This window comes from Streptomyces sp. NPDC002125 (genome assembly GCF_053593715.1).
The window spans coordinates 113,456-131,447 of sequence record NZ_JBSFDD010000016.1; the positions used below are offsets into that span (position 1 = coordinate 113,456).

General features: G+C 71.5%; 15 protein-coding genes. 5 read left to right on the top strand and 10 right to left on the bottom strand.

Annotated elements, in window-relative coordinates; genetic code table 11:
• Positions 1-25 precede the first annotated feature (25 nt).
• Positions 26-229 (top strand): DUF1918 domain-containing protein, encoded by a 204-nt coding sequence (locus tag ACWCQM_RS25475; protein WP_450917454.1) that lies wholly within the window; start codon positions 26-28, stop codon positions 227-229.
• 72 nt (positions 230-301) lie between these two features.
• Here ACWCQM_RS25475 and ACWCQM_RS25480 read toward each other — a convergent pair whose 3' ends face one another.
• On the bottom strand, positions 302-1,549 hold the full coding sequence (locus ACWCQM_RS25480; protein ID WP_450917455.1) for a glycoside hydrolase family 10 protein: 1,248 nt from the start codon (positions 1,547-1,549) through the stop codon (positions 302-304).
• A gap of 196 nt (positions 1,550-1,745) precedes the next feature.
• Between ACWCQM_RS25480 and ACWCQM_RS25485 the strand changes: the two genes are divergently transcribed.
• Positions 1,746-2,606 (top strand): 3-hydroxybutyryl-CoA dehydrogenase, encoded by an 861-nt coding sequence (locus tag ACWCQM_RS25485; RefSeq protein ID WP_145806394.1) that lies wholly within the window; start codon positions 1,746-1,748, stop codon positions 2,604-2,606.
• A gap of 226 nt (positions 2,607-2,832) precedes the next feature.
• Here the strand turns inward: ACWCQM_RS25485 and ACWCQM_RS25490 are convergent, their stop codons facing one another.
• Genes ACWCQM_RS25490 through ACWCQM_RS25505 form a run of 4 tightly spaced genes read right to left on the bottom strand, consistent with a single transcriptional unit; the run spans position 2,833 to position 6,435 of the window.
• Positions 2,833-3,540: a MarR family winged helix-turn-helix transcriptional regulator gene (locus ACWCQM_RS25490; RefSeq protein WP_450917456.1), complete on the bottom strand. Its 708-nt coding sequence runs from the start codon at positions 3,538-3,540 to the stop codon at positions 2,833-2,835.
• Complete coding sequence (locus ACWCQM_RS25495; protein WP_450917457.1) at positions 3,537-4,268, bottom strand: HAD-IB family phosphatase; 732 nt, start codon at positions 4,266-4,268, stop codon at positions 3,537-3,539. Before ACWCQM_RS25495 ends, ACWCQM_RS25490 begins: the two co-directional genes overlap by 4 nt.
• Positions 4,265-5,329 (bottom strand): polyprenyl synthetase family protein, encoded by a 1,065-nt coding sequence (locus ACWCQM_RS25500; RefSeq protein WP_450917458.1) that lies wholly within the window; start codon positions 5,327-5,329, stop codon positions 4,265-4,267. Before ACWCQM_RS25500 ends, ACWCQM_RS25495 begins: the two co-directional genes overlap by 4 nt.
• The gene (locus ACWCQM_RS25505; RefSeq protein WP_450917459.1) at positions 5,326-6,435 is read right to left on the bottom strand and encodes a polyprenyl synthetase family protein; all 1,110 of its coding nucleotides are present in this window, start codon (positions 6,433-6,435) and stop codon (positions 5,326-5,328) included. The genes ACWCQM_RS25500 and ACWCQM_RS25505 overlap by 4 nt, the downstream gene beginning before the upstream one ends.
• 639 nt (positions 6,436-7,074) lie before the next feature.
• On the opposite strand from ACWCQM_RS25505, the gene ACWCQM_RS25510 reads away from it, so the two are divergent.
• The 3 genes from ACWCQM_RS25510 (at position 7,075) to ACWCQM_RS25520 (ending at position 10,001) form a co-directional block, all read left to right on the top strand.
• Positions 7,075-7,695: an ABC transporter ATP-binding protein gene (locus ACWCQM_RS25510; protein ID WP_450917515.1), complete on the top strand. Its 621-nt coding sequence runs from the start codon at positions 7,075-7,077 to the stop codon at positions 7,693-7,695.
• A 29-nt stretch (positions 7,696-7,724) separates the two neighbouring features.
• On the top strand, positions 7,725-8,498 hold the full coding sequence (locus tag ACWCQM_RS25515) for an ABC transporter permease (RefSeq protein ID WP_450917460.1): 774 nt from the start codon (positions 7,725-7,727) through the stop codon (positions 8,496-8,498).
• A gap of 186 nt (positions 8,499-8,684) precedes the next feature.
• Complete coding sequence (locus ACWCQM_RS25520) at positions 8,685-10,001, top strand: wax ester/triacylglycerol synthase domain-containing protein (RefSeq protein WP_450917461.1); 1,317 nt, start codon at positions 8,685-8,687, stop codon at positions 9,999-10,001.
• A 256-nt stretch (positions 10,002-10,257) separates the two neighbouring features.
• Here the strand turns inward: ACWCQM_RS25520 and ACWCQM_RS25525 are convergent, their stop codons facing one another.
• The 5 genes from ACWCQM_RS25525 to pheS all read right to left on the bottom strand — a co-directional run bounded on the left by ACWCQM_RS25525 (position 10,258) and on the right by pheS (position 17,880).
• Positions 10,258-11,499: a hypothetical protein gene (locus ACWCQM_RS25525; RefSeq protein WP_450917462.1), complete on the bottom strand. Its 1,242-nt coding sequence runs from the start codon at positions 11,497-11,499 to the stop codon at positions 10,258-10,260.
• Positions 11,500-11,693: 194 nt separating this feature from the next.
• Positions 11,694-12,224: an NUDIX hydrolase gene (locus ACWCQM_RS25530; RefSeq protein ID WP_450917463.1), complete on the bottom strand. Its 531-nt coding sequence runs from the start codon at positions 12,222-12,224 to the stop codon at positions 11,694-11,696.
• Between the two features lie 87 nt (positions 12,225-12,311).
• The gene (locus ACWCQM_RS25535) at positions 12,312-13,652 is read right to left on the bottom strand and encodes a transcriptional regulator (protein WP_450917464.1); all 1,341 of its coding nucleotides are present in this window, start codon (positions 13,650-13,652) and stop codon (positions 12,312-12,314) included.
• A gap of 590 nt (positions 13,653-14,242) precedes the next feature.
• Positions 14,243-16,753: a phenylalanine--tRNA ligase subunit beta gene (pheT, locus tag ACWCQM_RS25540; RefSeq protein WP_450917465.1), complete on the bottom strand. Its 2,511-nt coding sequence runs from the start codon at positions 16,751-16,753 to the stop codon at positions 14,243-14,245.
• Entirely contained in the window at positions 16,753-17,880 is a 1,128-nt protein-coding gene (gene pheS, locus ACWCQM_RS25545; protein ID WP_124279656.1) for a phenylalanine--tRNA ligase subunit alpha, read from the bottom strand. Before pheS ends, pheT begins: the two co-directional genes overlap by 1 nt.
• Between the last annotated feature and the right edge of the window lie 112 nt (positions 17,881-17,992).

Below are 17,992 nucleotides of genomic sequence, written 5' to 3' on the forward strand. Positions count from 1 at the left end.
GCCACCCGTGAGGAGGTCACTCCCGATGGAGGCACACGCGGGCGACCGGCTGCTGACGCACGGCAGGACCGTGGGGCAGCACGACCGGGTCGCAGAGATCATCGAAGTGCTCGGCGACCAGGGCGGCCCCCCGTACCGCCTGCGCTTCGAGGACGGTCATGAATCGATCAGGTCCCCGGGCCCCGACAGCGTCGTCCAGCACACCGGTCCCGAGGACCGGAAGCGGTAGAGCGCGCGTGCGCCGGGGGCACGAGTGGTTCCCGGCGCACGCGCCCGCGCGGACCGGGCGCGGCGGCGCGGCTCAGCGAGGGGCCCGGGCCCGCACCTGGTAGTGGTCGGCCACCACGCGGGCCATTGCCCCGATGGGGTCGGCCTTCACATGCTTCGCGGAGAAGTAGATGTGGCCGCCCACCTCGGGGTACCCGGCGGCGAGGTCGAGGTGGAGCGAGAGTTCGGCCGGGTCCTGCCAGGCGGCCGGCTGGGCGGGGTCGCCGGCCTTGTAGAGCGCCTCCCCCACGTAGAGCCCCACGCCCGTACCCCGGACCGTCTCGGCCCACCAGGGCAGCAGCTTCGCGTAGTCGGCGGCGGCGAGGCCGATGTTCCAGTAGATCTGCGGTGAGATGTAGTCGATCCAGCCCTCCTTCACCCATTTCCGGGTGTCGGCGTGGAGGTCGTCGTAGGTCTGCACGCCCGCCGAGGTCGCCGAGCCCAGCGGATCGGTGGAGGCGTTGCGCCACACCCCGAAGGGGCTGATCCCGAACCGGACCCCGCTCCTGACCTCCTTGATGCGCTCGGCGGTCTCCCGCACCAGCCGGTCCGTGTTGTCGCGGCGCCAGGCCGCCCTGTCCGGGAAGTCCCCGCCGTACATCGCGTACGCGTCGTCGTCGGCGAAGACCTGTCCGGCCACGGGGTAGGGGTAGAAGTAGTCGTCCCAGTGCACCGCGTCGATCGCGTAGCGGCTGACCGCGTCGAGCATGGCGTCCTGCACGAAGGACCTGACCTCGGGCAGTCCGGGGTTGTAGTAGAGCTTCCCGCCGTAGGGCAGGACCCAGTCCGGGTGCACCCGGGCGGGGTGGGAGGCGACGAGACGCGAGGGGTCCGTGTGGTTGGCGACCCGGTACGGGTTGAACCACGCGTGCAGTTCCAGACCGCGGGCGTGCGCCTCGCTCACGGCCGTCCCCAGCGGGTCCCAGCCCGGGTCCTTGCCCTGGACTCCGGTGAGGCACTGGGCCCACGGCTCGTACGGCGACGGCCACAGGGCGTCGGCGGTCGGCCGGACCTGGAGGACGACGGCGTTCAGCCGCAGCTCGACCGCGCGGTCCAGATGGGCGATCAGCTCGGCCCGCTGGGCGGCGGCGCTCAGGCCGGGCGCCGACGGCCAGTCGATGTTGGCGACGGTCGCGATCCACATGCCGCGCATCTCCCCCGCCCCGGCTCTGCGGCGCCGGTGAGGGTGCCGGTGCGCCGCGACGGCGTCACCCGCCGTCACCAGCGCGGCGACCGTCCCGGCCGCGCCCACCACGAATGACCTTCGGCCCATACGACGCATGTGCCCACCTTTCGATCCGCTGTTCCGTGTGTCACTCCGCCATTGCGTGACGCAGATCATGCCCTCCCGCGGCCCGCGCGACCCGCGGCTCACCGGAGCCGGATCGCGGAGTAACGTCGTGGGGTCGAGGCGGGCACCGGAATCGGACGGGAACTGCCGCACGAAGATCAGCGAAAGGCACGAGGTGACGGACTCTATGGCCGACATTGCACGCGTCGGAGTGGTCGGCTGTGGCCAGATGGGCGCAGGCATCGCGGAGGTGTGCGCCCGGAGCGGCCTCGAGGTCAAGGTGGCGGAGACCACCGGCGAGGCCCTGGAGATAGGGCGTACCCGGCTGCACAACTCCCTCTCGAAGGCGGCCGAGCGCGGCAAGATCACCGCGGAGGAGCGGGACGAGACCCTCGCGCGCCTCAGCTTCACCACCGACCTCGGGGAGTTCGCCGACCGCGATCTCGTGATCGAGGCCGTCGTGGAGAACGAGCAGGTCAAGACCGAGATCTTCCAGGTGCTCGACCAGGTGGTGACCCGGCCGGACGCGATCCTCGCCTCGAACACCTCGTCCATCCCGCTGGTGAAGCTCGCCGTGGCGACCTCCCGGCCGGACCAGGTCATCGGCATCCACTTCTTCAACCCGGCCCCGGTGCAGCGGCTCGTGGAACTGATTCCCGCGCTGACGACGTCCGACGAGACCATAAAGCGCGCCGAGGCCGTCGTGCACGACGTGCTCGACAAGCACGCGATCCGCGCCCAGGACCGGTCCGGCTTCGTCGTCAACGCCCTGCTGATCCCGTACCTCCTCTCGGCGATCCGGATGTTCGAGTCGGGCATCGCCAGCCGTGAGGACATCGACAACGGCATGGAGATGGGCTGCGCCCACCCGATGGGCCCGCTGAAGCTCGCCGACCTGATCGGCCTGGACACCGTGGCCTCGGTCGCCGACTCGATGTACGCGGAATACAAGGAGCCGCTGTACGCCGCTCCCCCGCTGCTCCAGCGCATGGTCGACGCGGGCCGGCTCGGCCGCAAGACGGGGTCGGGCTTCTACCCGTACGACTGACCGCCCTATCTGCGGGCCCGGCGCTCACGCCGCCGGGCCCGCAGGGGCACGTTCATCCAGGTCAGGGCCGTGTGCGGCTCCGGACGGCCTCTTCTTCCACTGCCGACCCGGCGTACTGCCGGAGCCCTACGGATCAACTGCGCGAGCCCGAAGCCTTGAGCCTCTCAGCGCTGTCGCGGGCTTCCGTGCTCGTACCGCGAAAACTCCCCGGGCACTTCTGTCCGAGTCAGCCGGTCCTGCCGTCAGCGTGGGCGATGCCCAGGTGCGAGAGCAGTGTGTCGAGTGTGGCCAGTTGTTGTGGTTCGAGGCGGCCGAAGTGCTGGCGAAGTACGTGCGTGCCCGCTTCTTCCGCGGCCCTCAGTGCCGTGCGGCCGGTGTCGGTGATGGAGACGGTCTTGCGGCGGCGGTCCTCGGGGTCGCCGGTTCGGGCGACCATGCCGAGACGCTCCAGGCCCTCCACGATCTGGGTGACGGAGCGCGGTGCTTGGCCGAGTGATGCCGCCAGTTGCGCTTGGTGGAGCGCGCCACCGCCGGCCAGTACCTGAAGGACCTTGGTGCGGGACAGGGACAGGCCGGCAGTCGCCAGCATGTGCTGGTCGACCTGTTCACGCAGGCCGGGAGCCGCGCGTGCAGCGGGAGCTGTGGGACGCGACCGCGGCGCTTCTCGCCGCCCGCCCGGCCGGCTGAGACCCGGGACGTCCGCCTCGATGAGGACACCGGCCGGTACCGGGGTACCGGCCCGGCCGGCTCGCCTTTCGGCGGCGCAGGCTGGTGCTGCTGGCGGGATCGCGGTGCTCGTCGCCGCGGTCATCGGCGTCAGCAGCGTGTCGGGCAGTACGACGGACGACTTCACGCTTCCCGGAACCCAGTCGCAGCAGGCCATCGACCTGCTGGAGAAGGAGTTCGCCCGCGCCGTCGCCGAATTCTCACTCACGGCCGCACTGTCAGATAGGACGCGGCGCGTTGGAGGTCGGGCGCGGCGTGTGCGGCCTGGTGGCGGTGAGGGCTGTTGCCGAGGGGGTCGATGAGGATGGAGCGGCGGGTGGCGGCGAACAGGCCTGTGTCGTTCGGGCCGTTGCCCAGCACGAGGATCTGGTCGGGCTCCAGGTGGAGGGAGCGGGCCAGATCGTGGAACTGGGTGACTTTGAGTTCGGTCAGGGCCGCCTGGTCGGTGGCGTCGAGGGCGAAGCCGGTCATGTAGCCGTGGTCGTCGTAGACGACGCGGCCGGCGCCGTAGGCGAACCGGGCGCCGATCCGAACGGCGGTGCCCTCGGCGTACTCGGTGACCGAGGAGCTGATCAGGGCCAGGGGCACGTTCCGCTCACGGACGGCTGCGGTCAGGTGGTCGACATCGCGCAACGGGACGGCGGCGAACGCGGCCTGCAGGTCCTCCCGCCGGGCACCTGCCCACAACGTGCACAATGCGCGGGACAGTTCGTCGCCGGCGAGGGTTCCGGCCTTGAACGCCCGGTAGAGACGGGCGTGTTCGGCTGCGGGGGTGCCGAGGGTCTTGGTGACCGTCAGCGCGCTTGAGGTGGTGGTGAGGGTGCCGTCGATGTCGCACACGACCGCACCCAGGGGAGGCAGCCGGCCGGCGGGCGGGGGGACGGCGGGGCGGAGGCTGTCGGTGGCCGGCGCACCGGCCGGGCTGGGGCGGTTCACGGCCTGGGTCCTCGTTCGTCGGCGTAGGCGGTGTAGTAGCTGGTCGGCATGGTGGCCAGTGCCTCCAGGTCACGGCGGGCGCCAGGGTCCGGCACCGCTTGGTCGAGGAGGGCCAGGATGTGCTGGGTCTGGCGGTCGATGAAGTCCAGGGCGCGGCGCCCGGCGTCGGTCGCGTTCACCAGTTCCGTCGCACGTTCGGTCTCCGCCGGTCCGAGGGGTGTGCGGGCGGCGTAGAGGGTGGTCAGGGCCTGGCCGGCCTCGCTGTCGTGGGCGAGGGCGTCCACGGTGACCAGGGTGCGCTTGAGCCCTGAGAGGTCGCTGCCGGTGGGCTTGCCGGTTCTGGCCGGGTCTCCCCAGACGCCCAGCATGTCGTTGGCGCACTGGAACGCCACCCCGGCGACGGTGAATGCCTCCACCAGGAGATCCACCACACCGGTGTCGGCGCCCGCGCACTGGGCGCCCACGCCCGCCGTCGCGCCGAGGAACACTCCCGCTTTCTGCCGGGTCATGGTCAGGCACTGGTCCCAGGTGGTGTCGTTCCGGGACTCGAAGGCGGTGTCGGCGTCCGCGCCTTCGCACATGACTGCGGTCGCGTGCCCGAGCAGCCGGGCCGCGCCCGGGGGCAGGCCGGGCAGGGTCAGGGCGAGGCACAGCAGGGCGTTGCCGGCCAGGAGCGCGGTGGGAGCGGTGTAGACGGTCCAGGCGGCACTCCGGCCGTGCCGGGTGCGGTCGCGGTCCAGGACGTCATCGGTCAGCAGCGTGAACGCCTGGATCAGCTCCACGGCCGCCGCAGCGGGCAACGCGGCCGCCGGCCCGGCGCCGAGTGCTGTCGCGGTATCGAGCACCAGCGCGGCACGGATGCTCTTGCCGCCGCCCAGACTCCCGGTCGGGCGGCCCTCGGCGTCGATCCAGCCGAAGTAGTAGCGGGCCGCTTCGCGCACCCCGCCTGCGGGGAGGGTGTCGACCGCGTCCCGGAGCACCGGGTCGATGTCGCGCCGGGCTCGGGCCAGCCTGGCTGCCAGGGCCGGTGCGGTGTGATCCGTGCTGTTTGTCGTGGTCATGCGGCCACCTCCGGCCAGTCGGCGACGCCGGGCAGCGCCAGGTCCGTCATCGCGGTCAGCAGGGCTTGTCCGGTCTGGGTGAACGGCCCGTCGGCCGCCCGGTCGAGGGCTTCTCGTCGCCGATCGATGACCATGGCCCGCACCTGCTCCACGGCCCCGGTTGCCGCGATCGTGGAACGCAGTTCGGCCAGTTCGTCGCTGTCCATGCCGGCCCGGCCCAGGAGCCGGGTCATGGCCGCGCGCTGACCGGTCGTGGCGGCCTCGGCGGCCAGGGCCACCACCACGGTGCGCTTGCCCTCCTTCAGGTCCTCCCCGCCGCCGGGACGGTCCGGTCCGGCCGTGACGTCCTCCAGGTCGTCCTGCAACTGGAACGCCTCACCCAGTGGCCGGGCGTAGCCGGCCAGGGCGTCGGTCACGTCCGGGTCGGCACCGGCCATCGAGGCACCGATGAGGAGCGGACCGAGGACGGTGTAGGCGACGGTCTTCGCCTGGATGACGGCGAACGCCTCGGGCACCGTTCCGAACGGACGGGAGGGCTCGACCAGGTCCAGAAGCTGGCCGTTGAGCAGTTCGGCACGCATCACACGCAGGTGGTCGCGGGCCGCCGGGGGGACGCCCGGCTCGTAGAGGCGGGCGAAGTGCTCCTCGGCCCACAGGGCGGCCACGTCGCCGAGGAGCACGGCGGCGCTCAGACCGTGCCAGGCGTCCCCGCCACGCAGGTCCGCGCACGCCACGTGCACCGCCGGGTGGCCGCGCCGCAGGAGGGAGCGGTCCACCACGTCGTCGTGGACCAGGGCGTGCCCGTGGAGGAGTTCGAGCCCGACACCGACGTCGACGAGTCGCGTGTCCGGCGGCGTGCTGGTGGCGGCCCGCCACCCGATGTGGCAGAACAGCGGGCGGACCCGTTTGCCGCGGCCGCTCAGAAACGCGCGCAACACAGCGATCAAATGGTCTGTGCCGGGACCGGAGCGTCCCGGCCGATCGGATGGCTGTTCGCTGTCCAGGAATGCGTCCAGGGCCCGGTCGACCGCGGTACGGGCCGCGGTCAGATCGGCTCTGGCGTCAGCCGCGCTCACAGGCCACGCCGTGATCGGTGACGCGCTCATGAAGACTCCCCATTCTGCCGCTCGCCCGCGTTTCGGGCTGCATACTTCACCCCGGGTGCCGTCAGCTGTCCGCCGCCGGCGCGGGACGCATGGTGGACGTCCCTCCAGCGACAGCGAATCTCAGTCGCCTGCTGTGACCTGGAGAAAGCCGCGCACCACGACAGTCGCGCTGTGCAACGACGGCGGGGCGCCGTCGTCACGCCTCGCGCGGGGAAGGCTTCTCCTGGCTCGGACTGCGAACCCACCCGGACGTCGAGTCCACTCGGCCCATGCACTGCCGCCGGTCCCGGCGTCCACACACGCGACCTCCGCTTTCCGCGCAGCCGGAGCGGGGCCCTCACAGGCTGACGAGAACCGCAGCCGGCCGCACATCGGACGGCTGCTCGCGAACGCCGGCCGACTCCGCGAGACGCCGCACTACGCCCCGCCTCCGGCTCCGTACCCGTCCAACGGCCGCTCGACGAGTGCGAGCGCGCTGGTGCAGGGCCGGCTCGTTCATCGGCCGTGTCCTGCGAACGGCTGTGATCGTTGCACGGCTGGCTGGGGCCTTCGGGATGTCATTCAGACGCGGCCTCGCGGCAGGCCGGCCGGAAAGCGATGGGAGTGGAGGGTGGAGCGGTGAGTCCAATCGGTCCAGTGCTGGAGGTGCGAAAGGTATGCAAGAGCTACCGGCAGCGTCCAGTGCTGCGCGGGGTGTCACTGGAGCTCCGTCCGGGCGAGTTGGTGGGCGTCGTCGGTGAGAACGGGGCCGGCAAGAGCACGCTGCTGCGCGTCCTGGCCGGGGACCTCGCGGCGGACAGCGGCACGGTGCGGCGTACGGGACGACTGGGCTGCTGCCCGCAGGAGACCGTGCTCCACCCCGCGTTCACCGTCGACCAGCACCTGCGGTTCTTCCAGGCCGCCTACGGCGTCAGCCGCCTGACCCGGGCCTGCGAGCTGCTGGAGGAACTGAACTTCAGCGACTACCGCTATGAGCGAGTGGAGACGCTCAGCGGCGGCACGCGCCAGAAACTCAACCTGACCCTCGCCCTCATGCACGATCCGCAGGTGCTGCTCCTGGACGAGCCGTACCAGGGTTTCGACTGGGAGACCTACCTGCGGTTCTGGGAGCTGGCAGTCGCCCTGCGGGACCGAGGCTGTGCGGTGCTCGTGGTCTCCCACCTCGCCTACGACGCTTCGCGCCTGTCCACCCTGTACCGCCTGGACGGCGGGCTGCTGCGCAGGACCGAGCGGACGACCACCGTCGGGGCGGCCTCGTGAAGCGCTGGTGCGCCTGTTTCGGGACGGCGATGCGGTTCGCGCTGATCGAGCAGGCCCGCAACCGGCTGGCACTGCTCATCATGCTCCTGTTCGTGCCGCTGTGGACCGCTTTGGCCTTTGAGGTGGTGTCACGGACACCCTTGCGGTTCTACGTCCGGCCGGTCGGACGTCATGTGGTCATGGATGGCAACGTGCTCACCCAGGTCGTCGGGGCGCTGCAGGCTCTCACGCTGGTCGTCGCGTTCATGATGTTCGTCGCCACGGCGCGCTCCGCCGTCTTCGACCGGCGCCTGGTGCGGGCGGGCTTCCCGCGTTCGTGCCTGGCCCTGGCGAAGTGCGCGTCGCTCGTCCTGGTGGCGGCCTCGGTCGCCGTGTACGGCACGGCGTGGATGCATCTGTTCTGGCGGCCCGTGCAGCCAGTGCTGTTCGCCGCCGGGATGTTCACCGGAGCGCTGGTCTACGGGACGGTCGGGATCGCGCTCGCCGCAGTGGTGCGCAGCGAGCTGGCCGGCATGTTCCTGGCCATCATGATCAGCTCGATCGATCTGCTGCTGCAGAACCCGCTGATCAATCCCGAATCGGACAGTGCCCTGGTGCGTTTCCTGCCCGCCCACGGCGCGGTGCAGACCGCGGTGACCGCTGCCGACCTGCACGTGATGCCGTGGAGCTGTCTGCTGCTCGGATTCGGGTGGGCCTTGGGCATGGCGGGACTCGGCCTGACCGCCTTCGTCCTGCGCACCCGCGCCCAGGGCCCGGCGCGGGCACCGGCTGCCAGTGCCGAAATGACCATGCCGGCAAGGTGACCAGGGCCGTTTCGCAGCGGGGAGCAGGGCGAGGACAGCGACCGTGCCCGCAGCGACGGCGCAACACACCGACGCTCGCCCACAGAAGGTGATCACCGTCAGACACGAACAGCACGGTCGACGCACGGCCATCAACGCATCGATGCCATGACATCCGACCTCCCGGAGTGACAGAAATTGACCGACATGCAGACGTTCCTTCCTCCCAGCGCGGCGGACCTCTTCCTGCGCGACCTGGAACAACGCGCGGATCATCCGGACGCCGGATCAACTATTGGTGGGGTCCTGCACCTGTCGGGCGCCGTACCCGGGCTGCCTGATCTCCAGGAGCACGTGGCCGCGCGCCTTTCCAGCCTTGCCTGTACGACGCATCTCCTTCACGGTGACGGTCGGCGGGCGCAGTGGGTACGTGCCGTCCCCCACCCTGCGCGTCATGTCAGCGCGCAGCGCCTGGCCAGAGGCCGCGCGGCTCTCGAGGAGGCCGTGCGCGAGCTACTGCGCGACCCCTGGCCCGTGGATGTCCCGGCCTGGCGCCTGGTTCTGTTGCACGGCCATGTCGACGACGGATTCGCACTGTTGTACCTCGCCCATCACAGCGTGCAGGACGGCGCCACCGTGGCCGAGATCCTGCACGCTCTCTTCGGCCCGGACGTACCTGCCGAGCAGTCCGCGGCGGCACTGCGGACCCTGCCGGCTGAGCCGCGGCCCCGACTGCGGCAGGTGCTGCGCAGCGCCGCACTCCTGCTGCGGTATGCCAAGAAGCACCATATGTGGACCTCACCGTCGCAGCCGCTGTCCAGCCGCCGCCGCACCGCATGGGTCCACGCCTCCGTGGACTCGCTCAAGACAACTGCCCGCGCCGGCGACGCCAGCACCAACGACGTCTACCTCACCGCTCTGGGGCACGCGGTCGCGCAGTGGACGAGCACCCACTGGCCCCATGCCGCCGAGGCTCCCATTCCCGTCATGATCCCCGTCAACCTGCGCGCGAAGGGCGAAGCCGGGGCCCCCGGCAACCGCCTTTTCCTGACCCGCGTCGACCTGCCAGCCGGCCGTCTTCCCCTCCTCCAGCGGCTCGCCGAGACCCGCAGGGTGACTTCGCCTCTCAAGCTGCCCGAACATCGAGCAGTACTCCGCGCGGCTCTCACCCGACTGCCCACTGGCCTTCTTCGGCGCCTCGTGGCCGCGAGCACTGCTCCGGGCCGGCTCACGCTCGTCGCGTCCAGCCTGGTGATGCGCGAACGTCTGCGCTACGGCGACGCGGTGGTGACCCGGATCGACCCCGTCATGTGCTGCCCGCCCGGCGCACCCCTGGCGGCGGTCATGCTCGTCTACGCGGGTGAGGCGAGCGTGTGCTTCCGCATCGACGAGGCCCTCCCCGACGCCGACAGCCTCCCCGGACTGTGGAGGCAGGCCCTGGAGGACCTGTCGACAGCCGCTGACCGCCCGTCGGCCGGCCCCCGGCCCGCCACGGCAGCAGCGGCACTTACCTCGGAGCCGTGAACGCAGCATGTGGGCCGCAGAAAATCGGCGCACGCGGCCGGTACCACCAGGCTGGGCGGCACTCCAGTGATGTAGGGGGTGGGGTTCAAGACGGGGTCGGGGTTCTACCCGTACGACCGACCGACCGGCCGGCACCGGGCGCCGTGCGGCCGGTTCGGTGCCCGGCGCCCGGCCCTTCCGTACTACGCGGCGCCGGGCTGCGCCCATGCGGCGAGGGGCACCCGGCCGCCGCGCTCATCACGGCCGTGCCGGGAGCTCAGAGATCCGACGGGGCCGCCTCGCCCTGTGCCGCGTCGCGGGTTTCGAGGAACGACGCGTCCCGGAAGGCCCTGAGCCCCTTCGCCCGGGTGACGCCCAGCTTCTCCAGGACCTGCTCCTTCACCAGGCCGGCGCCCCGGAGTTCGGCGCAGTGCCGTGCCAGTTCCAGTCGCTCCGGATGATCGTCGGGGGCTTCGTAGAAGACCGCGTCCTGCAGCAGCTCCTTCACCGATTCGACCGACCGGCCCATCGCCCGTGCTATCTGAGCCCTCGCCATGCCGGATCTCTTGTGCCGCAGGGCCTCCGCCGCCGCGCCGTACCGCTCCTTCCGCAGGTCCTCGTTGCGCTGGAGCGTGATTCCCGCCGCCTTTCGGGCACGGTGCAGGAGACCCTCGACCTGCTTGGGCGTCAGGTCCAGCTCCTCGGCGATGTCCTGGTGACGCCGGCCCTCGCCGTGCAGCCTGAGCGCGTGCTCCACCTGCTCCCGGCGCAGCAGGCGCTCCTGCTCGCGCTCCCGTTCCTTCCGCCGCCGGATCTCGTCCTCGAACCCACGGGTCAGGGCCGACTTCACGGACCTGGCCCAGCGGAGTCGCTCCTCCTCCTCGCGCATCCGCTCGCGCACGAAGTACCCGTACCAGAACGGCATACGCTCGCTCAGACCGCCGTCGCGCTTCCCGCCCCATGTGCATGCGGGGTGCTGCTCGCGCTTCGTCCACAGCGCCTTCAGGGCCGTCTCGCGCGGGGTGTAGCCGCCGTCCTCCCTCATAAGGAGTCGCTGCTCCTCCGTCAGTCCCTCCAGGGCGGCCCGTGAGGCCTTCCTCAGACCGACCGTCTCCGCCATCGCCAGAAGGGTCTGCCAGTCCCACTTGGGTACGGTGAGACCGAACCGGACCTCGCCGTCGCCCTCCCAGCGGTTCACCTCAGCCGCGACGTACACCGCGAAGCCTGCGGTGTTCCACCCCCGCACGACGTCGTGCCACATCTTCGCGGCGGTCGCGGGGAGATAGGCGACCCTCCGCCCCTCCACGTCGTAGGCCACCGCCCGCGCGTCCCAGGGGTTGCACGGCTCCGGGACGAGCTCGGCCTCGACCTTCTCTCCGGCCTCGAATCTGCTCAGCGAATCCTGGAGGTAGTAGGCGCCGGATGCGTAGTACTCCCCCTCGGGCCGACCGTAGTCGTCCAGCAGAACGCGGCCCGCAGGCCTGACGTACTCCCCTGCCCGGCGTCTGTGGATCCCCACGGAGCCCTCCCCCTCGCACCTCGCGCACGACTCTCCTGCCAGGTCGGGTGTATGTCGCCACACCATCCCCGACCTGCGACTATCGAACGATTCTATGTCTGGGCCGCCGCTGTCCGAGGCCGGCCGAGGGGCCACCGGGCCGGGTCTCCTGCCACGGAGGACCGCCCCGGATTCCCGGCCGGCCCCGGCACCGGTCAGCCCAGGCGCATGTGATGGAGCATCAGCAGGGCCGCCGCCATGTTGGCCGCCGGTATCTCGCCCCGCGCGATCATGTCCGGCACCAGCTTCAGCGGAACCCATGCGCGGCGCGAGGACTCGAAGTCGTCCGCCGGGTGCCCGGTGTACCCCGCCTCACAGCACCAGTAGAAGTGGTGCCGGGCGTCGATCAGGCCGTTGGCCGGTTCGACGGTCATCAGAGGGCGCAGCCCTTCGGGCCGCCAGCCCGTCTCCTCCTCCATCTCGCGCGCCGCCGCCACGGCGATGTCCTCGCCGTCCTCGACGACGCCGGCGGCGAGCTCCCAGCCCCAGCTGTCGGTGATGAAGCGGTGCCGCCACAGGAGCAGGACCTCGTTGGCCTCGTTGACCACCGTCGCCGCGGCGACCGCCCGGAGCCTGATGAGGAAGTGGTCCAGGTGCTTGCCGTCAGGGAGTACGACATCCGCCAGATTGACCCGGAACCAGCGATTCTCATACACGGTCTGTTCGTTTAAGTTCGTCCACTGCACAGTTCTGCCACCTTCCGACTGGTCGATGGCAACATCGGAGCAGGGTCCGCCCCGCAGGGGAACGCGGTGAGGCTCCCGTGCCGAGGCTCACAGGGGCACGCGCAGCGCCCCGTCGATGAGTCCGGCCGCGGCCTCCGCGTCGGCGGAGCCGCTCGCGGCCAGTTGTGCCCGGACCGAGCGCAGCCGGTCGCGGAGTCGCTGGGACTCCATGCCCCGGGTGCGTTCCGCCATCTCCGAGGCGGTGCGGGCCGCCTTGTCGGCGTCTCCCTGGAGCAGTTGGAGATGCGTGAGCATGGCGAGCCGGTGCACCGTGCCGCGATCGTGCGCCGGGGAGCGTACGGCCGCCGCGGCGTGCTCCCGGGCCCCGGCGAGATCCCCGAGGCTCAGCAGCGCCTCTGCCACCTGGACGTTGACGAGGCCCGGCTGGACGTATCCGGTCTCGTCGGGTTCATGGACGGCGTGGATGCGGGCGGCCTCGGCCTCGGCGCGGTGGATGGACTCCAGGGCGCCACGGTGGTCGCCGAGCTGCGCGTAGGCCTTGGCCTGCATCGCGTGGAGGTCGGTGGCCAGCGCCGGGGTGATGTGCGGGCCCGCCGCCCGCAGGGCCGCCTCGGCGAACGCGACCGACCGGCGGAAGTCGGCCAGGTGGAGCGACTGGTTGACCAGCAGCGCGATCACATAGCCGCCGAGCCCCCGGTCGCCGCTGGCCTTGGCCAGACGCAGGGCCTGGTGGAAATAGCGCTGGGCGAGTCCATGGGCGTCGGAGTCGTAGGCGCAGATACCGGCCACGGCCACCAGACCGGCGGTCGCGCGATGGAGGCTGCGGCCCGTGGCGTCGCTGTATCCGCCCCTCAGCAGCGGCGCGGTCTCGGCGTTCAGGAAGCCGACGATGCGCGACCTGGTCGCGATGCCGCCGGCCTTCCGGTACATCTGCTCGTAGTGGGCGCGGGCCGCGCGGAGCATCGCTATGTCCGCCATGCTCACCCGGCAGGGGCCGGGGCGGGAGACGTCTGCGTCCTCGGGAGGGTTCTCCCACTCCCAGACCGGCATCACCGCCCGCGTGCCCGTGACGGCGGGCGCGGTGGCCAGATGCGGGCGCTGCTGGTCGTCGGAGCGCCACAGGGCGGTCGCGTGCTCGACGAAGCCGGAGAGCCCCGTGTCGCCCCGCGTGGTGTCCGCCCCCGCGATCCCCATGCCGATGTCGTCGAGCGTGACCGGACGGTGCAGCCGGGCCGAGAGGACCTCGCAGATCAGGTCGGGCACCTGGCCGCGCGGTCGCTGGCCCTTGAGCCACCGGGCGACCGCCGTGTGCTCGTAGCGCAGGCGGAGCCCGCGGCCGCGGCCGGCCTGGTTGACATGACCGGCGAGCCCCGCGCGGGACACACCCGCCTCGTCGATCAGGGATTCGAGCAGGACGTTGGGCTCCATTGCCCCCCCATGTGCGCGTCACAATGAGCTTAGACCGTCCGGCACATAGTGGGTGGAAGAAGGAGCGGGGCTGGGTGCGTGCAGCTGCAAGGCGGAGGAGGGAGGCAACGCGGAGCGATCGGGGCCTCTCCTGCTCGAGCGAAGCCGAGAGCTTGGGGAAGATTGACGACAACGCCGCAGATGCGCGCACCCAGCCCCGCGACGCCACCCACCATGTGCCGGACGGTCCCAGTGGAGCACGATTCACACGGGGTGTGAACGGAATGCCCGAAGCATCCTGCTGTGCACCCTGCCGCGCCGGGGCACCGCTCGGTTGAATAGGTCCCTCGCAAGAGGCGGCCGGGTCGTCGGCTCCCCCTCGTAACAGTTCGACGACCCGCCCCCGCGCCGTTCGTTCTGCCGGCCTGCCCGACACTCCGTGGCAGGGCGGACGGCGCCGGATCGCGCGGCCCACTGCCCCGATGACAGACGGGCCGTGTGCGGTCCCCGGGCCGTCCGGCGAGAACAGAAGGGGCGTATCCGGTGGCCGGATACGCCCCTTCTCACCGCTCGGTGACGGCTACACCCCGCGCAGCACCGCTCGGTGACGACTACGCCCCGCGCAGCACCGCGCCGGTGCGCTCGGTGGCCAGGGCCACCGCCGTGTCGCGGGCCGCGGAGGCCTCCTCGACGGTCAGCGTCCGGTCCGGGGCACGGAACCGCAGCGCGTACGCCAGGGACTTCCGGCCCTCGCCGATCTGCTCGCCGGTGAAGACGTCGAACAGCCGCAGCGATTCGAGGAGTTCACCCGCGCCCTCGCGCAGCGCCTCCTCCACCGCGTCGGCGGGCACGTCCGAGGCGACGACGAGCGCGACGTCCTGGGTCGCCACCGGGAAGGTGGAGATCCGGGGCGCCTGGAGCGCACCGTCCACGGCCCGCTCCAGGACGTCGAGTTCGACCTCCATGGCGCAGGTCCGCTCGGGCAGGTGGAGCTCCTTGACGACGCGCGGGTGCAGTTCGCCCGCGTGTCCGAAGAGGGTCTCCTCACCGTCGACCGTGACGTACAGCGCGGCGCAGCGGCCGGGGTGCCACGGGGCGTGCCGGTCGGCGCGGACGGTCAGCTCGACGCCCGCCTCACCGGCGATCGTGCGGGCCGCCTCGACGGCGTCCGCCCAGGTCGCGGGACGGCCCTTGCCCCACCAGCCGGCCTGCTCGCGGGCGCCCGCGAGGACGACGGCGGCGCGGCGCGGCTGGCGCGGCAGCGCCGCGTCCAGACCGGCGATCTCCTCGTCGGTGGGACGGCGGTCGACGGGCAGCCGTACGGCCTTGGTCTCCTCGCCGGTCGGCCTGAAGACGAGACCGGTCTCGAAGAGTGCCAGGTCGTGGCTGCCCCGGCCGTCGTTGCGCCGCAGTGCGCCGAGGAGGCCCGGAAGCAGCGTGGTGCGCAGCGCGGGCTCCTCGTCGGAGAGCGGGTTGACGAGGCTGACCGTACGGCGGCGGGCGTCGTCCTTCTCCAGGCCGAGCTGGTCGAGGACGGCGTCGCCGATGAACGGGTAGCTGAGCGCCTCGACGTAACCGGCGCCCGCGAGCGCCCGGCCGACGCGGCGGTGCAGCCGCTGGCGGTCGGTGAGCCCGCGGCCGGACGGCGGGGTCGGCAGCGTGGACGGGAGGTTCTCGTAGCCCTCCAGCCGGATGACCTCTTCGGCCAGGTCGTTCGGCTCGGCCAGGTCGGGGCGCCAGGACGGCACCGTGACGATCAGCTCGTCCTGCCCGTAGACGTCGCAGCCGACCTGCTGGAGGCGGCGTACGACGGTCTCGCGGCCGTACTCCACACCCGCCACCCGGTCGGGGTGGTTCGCGGGCATCGCGATGCTGCGGGGCGCGGACGGGGCGGTGATCTCCGTGACCCCGGCCTCGGCGGTGCCGCCCGCGAGGAGGACCAGCAGGTCCACCGTGCGCTGCGCGGCAGCGGACGCGGCCTGCGGGTCGACGCCGCGCTCGAAGCGCTTGGACGCCTCCGAGCTCAGCTTGTGGCGGCGCGCGGTCCGGGCGATGGCGATCGCATCGAAGTGCGCGGCCTCGATGACGACCTCGGTCGTCCCGGCCTCCTCGGCGTGGTCGGCGATCTCGGTGTCGGCGCCGCCCATGACGCCCGCGAGGCCGATCGGCCCGCGGTCGTCGGTGATGACCAGGTCCTGGGCGTCCAGGACGCGCTTCACCCCGTCGAGCGTGGTGAGCTTCTCGCCCTGCTCGGCCCGGCGCACGCCGATCGCGCCCTCGACGCGGGAGCGGTCGTAGGCGTGCAGCGGCTGGCCGAGCTCCAGCATCACGTAGTTGGTGATGTCCACGGCGAGCGAGACGGTACGCATCCCGGCCTTCTGCAGCCTGCGCTGCATCCAGATCGGGGAGCGCGCCTCGGGCCGCAGGCCGGTGACCGTGCGGGCGGTGAAGTTGCCGCACCCGATCGGGTCGGACACCTTCACCGGGTAGCCGTACGCGTTGGGCGCGGGCACGTCCAGCAGCGCCGGGTCGCGCAGCGGCAGCCCGTACGCGATGGCGGTCTCGCGGGCGACACCGCGCATCGAGAGGCAGTAGCCGCGGTCCGGCGTGACGGCGATGTCGAGGACCTCGTCGACGAGCTCCAGGAGCTCGATCGCGTCGGTGCCGGGCTCGTACTCCGGCGGCAGCACGATGATGCCGTGCGTGCCGTCGTCGCCCATGCCGAGCTCGTCGGTGGAGCAGATCATGCCGTGCGAGGTCTTGCCGTACGTCTTGCGCGCGGCGATCGCGAAGTCGCCGGGCAGGACGGCGCCCGGGAGGACCACGACGACCTTGTCGCCGACGGCGAAGTTACGGGCGCCGCAGACGATCTCCTGCGGCTCGCCGGTGCCGTTGGCGGAGCCGACGTCGACGGTGCAGAAGCGAATGGGCTTCTTGAAGCCCTCCAGCTCCTCGATGGTGAGCACCTGTCCGACGACCAGGGGGCCCTTGAGGCCGGCTCCGGTCTGCTCCACGGTCTCGACCTCGAGGCCCACGGAGACGAGCTTGGCCTGTACGTCACGGCCGGTCTCCGTCACCGGCAGGTCGACGTATTCCCGCAGCCAGGAAAGCGGGACGCGCATCAGATCTCCATCCCGAACGGCCGGGTGAACCGGACGTCACCCTCGACCATGTCTCGCATGTCCTCTACGTTGTGGCGGAACATGAGCATCCGCTCGATGCCGAACCCGAAGGCGAATCCGCTGTACTTCTCGGGGTCCACACCGCAGGCGACGAGCACCTTCGGGTTGACCATGCCGCAGCCGCCGAGCTCGATCCAGCCCTCGCTGCCGCAGGTGCGGCAGGGGCGGTCGGGGTTGCCGACGGACTCGCCGCGGCAGACATAGCAGACCATGTCCATCTCGGCGGACGGCTCGGTGAACGGGAAGAAGTTCGGCCGGAGCCGGGTCTTCATGTCCGGGCCGAAGAGCGCCTGGACCATGTGGTCCAGGGTGCCCTTGAGGTCGGCCATGGTGAGGCCCTCGTCGACGGCGAGCAGCTCGATCTGGTGGAAGACCGGGGTGTGCGTGGCGTCGAGCTCGTCGGTGCGGTAGACCCGGCCGGGGCAGACCACGTAGACGGGGGGCTTGCGGCTGAGCAGCGAGCGGGCCTGGACCGGCGAGGTGTGCGTGCGCAGCACGACACCGGACTCGTCGCTCTTCGCGCCGTCGGCGCCCTGGACGAAGAAGGTGTCCTGCATCTGCCGCGCCGGGTGGTCGGGCACGAAGTTCAGGGCGTCGAAGTTGAACCACTCCGCCTCGACCTCGGGGCCCTCGGCGATCTCGTAGCCCATGGCCACGAAGACGTCGGCGACGCGCTCCATGATGGTCGTCAGGGGGTGGCGCGCACCGGCCGGGACGCGGTCGTAGGGCAGTGTGACGTCCACCGCCTCCTCGACCAGCACGCGGGCGTCACGCTCGGCCTCCAGCTCGGCCTGGCGGGCGGCCAGCGCCTTGGAGACGGCGCCGCGGGCCTGGCCCACGCGCTTGCCCGCCTCGGCCTTGGCCTGGGGCGGCAGTGCGCCGATCTCCCGGTTGGCGAGCGAGAGGGGCGAGGTGCCACCGGTGTGCGCGGTCTTCGCCTGGGCGAGCGCGTCGAGGTCGCCCGCGGCGGCGAAGGCGGCGAACGCCTCGTCCCGCATGCGCTCGATCTCTTCCGGTTTCAGTGCCTCGACCTCGACTGGGTCGTACGACTTGTTCGGTGCCGACATCTCTTCCCGTGCTTCCGATTGGCTGGTGGCGCGACCTCCGACTCGACGGCCGAGGGCGCAAAGGTGCCAAAGGTCGAGTCTACGGGCCGCCGAGCGGCGAAGAAGCCCGTGG

What these genes read in the sequence shown, in the direction of transcription:
- ACWCQM_RS25475 (WP_450917454.1), top strand. Translation starts at nt 26, where the DNA reads ATGGAGGCACACGCGGGCGACCGGCTGCTGACGCACGGCAGGACCGTG.
- ACWCQM_RS25480 (WP_450917455.1), bottom strand. Translation starts at nt 1,549, where the DNA reads ATGCGTCGTATGGGCCGAAGGTCATTCGTGGTGGGCGCGGCCGGGACG.
- ACWCQM_RS25485 (WP_145806394.1), top strand. Translation starts at nt 1,746, where the DNA reads ATGGCCGACATTGCACGCGTCGGAGTGGTCGGCTGTGGCCAGATGGGC.
- ACWCQM_RS25500 (WP_450917458.1), bottom strand. Translation starts at nt 5,329, where the DNA reads ATGACCACGACAAACAGCACGGATCACACCGCACCGGCCCTGGCAGCC.
- ACWCQM_RS25505 (WP_450917459.1), bottom strand. Translation starts at nt 6,435, where the DNA reads ATGAGCGCGTCACCGATCACGGCGTGGCCTGTGAGCGCGGCTGACGCC.
- ACWCQM_RS25515 (WP_450917460.1), top strand. Translation starts at nt 7,725, where the DNA reads ATGCGGTTCGCGCTGATCGAGCAGGCCCGCAACCGGCTGGCACTGCTC.
- ACWCQM_RS25520 (WP_450917461.1), top strand. Translation starts at nt 8,685, where the DNA reads ATGCAGACGTTCCTTCCTCCCAGCGCGGCGGACCTCTTCCTGCGCGAC.
- ACWCQM_RS25535 (WP_450917464.1), bottom strand. Translation starts at nt 13,652, where the DNA reads ATGGAGCCCAACGTCCTGCTCGAATCCCTGATCGACGAGGCGGGTGTG.
- pheT (WP_450917465.1), bottom strand. Translation starts at nt 16,753, where the DNA reads ATGCGCGTCCCGCTTTCCTGGCTGCGGGAATACGTCGACCTGCCGGTG.
- pheS (WP_124279656.1), bottom strand. Translation starts at nt 17,880, where the DNA reads ATGTCGGCACCGAACAAGTCGTACGACCCAGTCGAGGTCGAGGCACTG.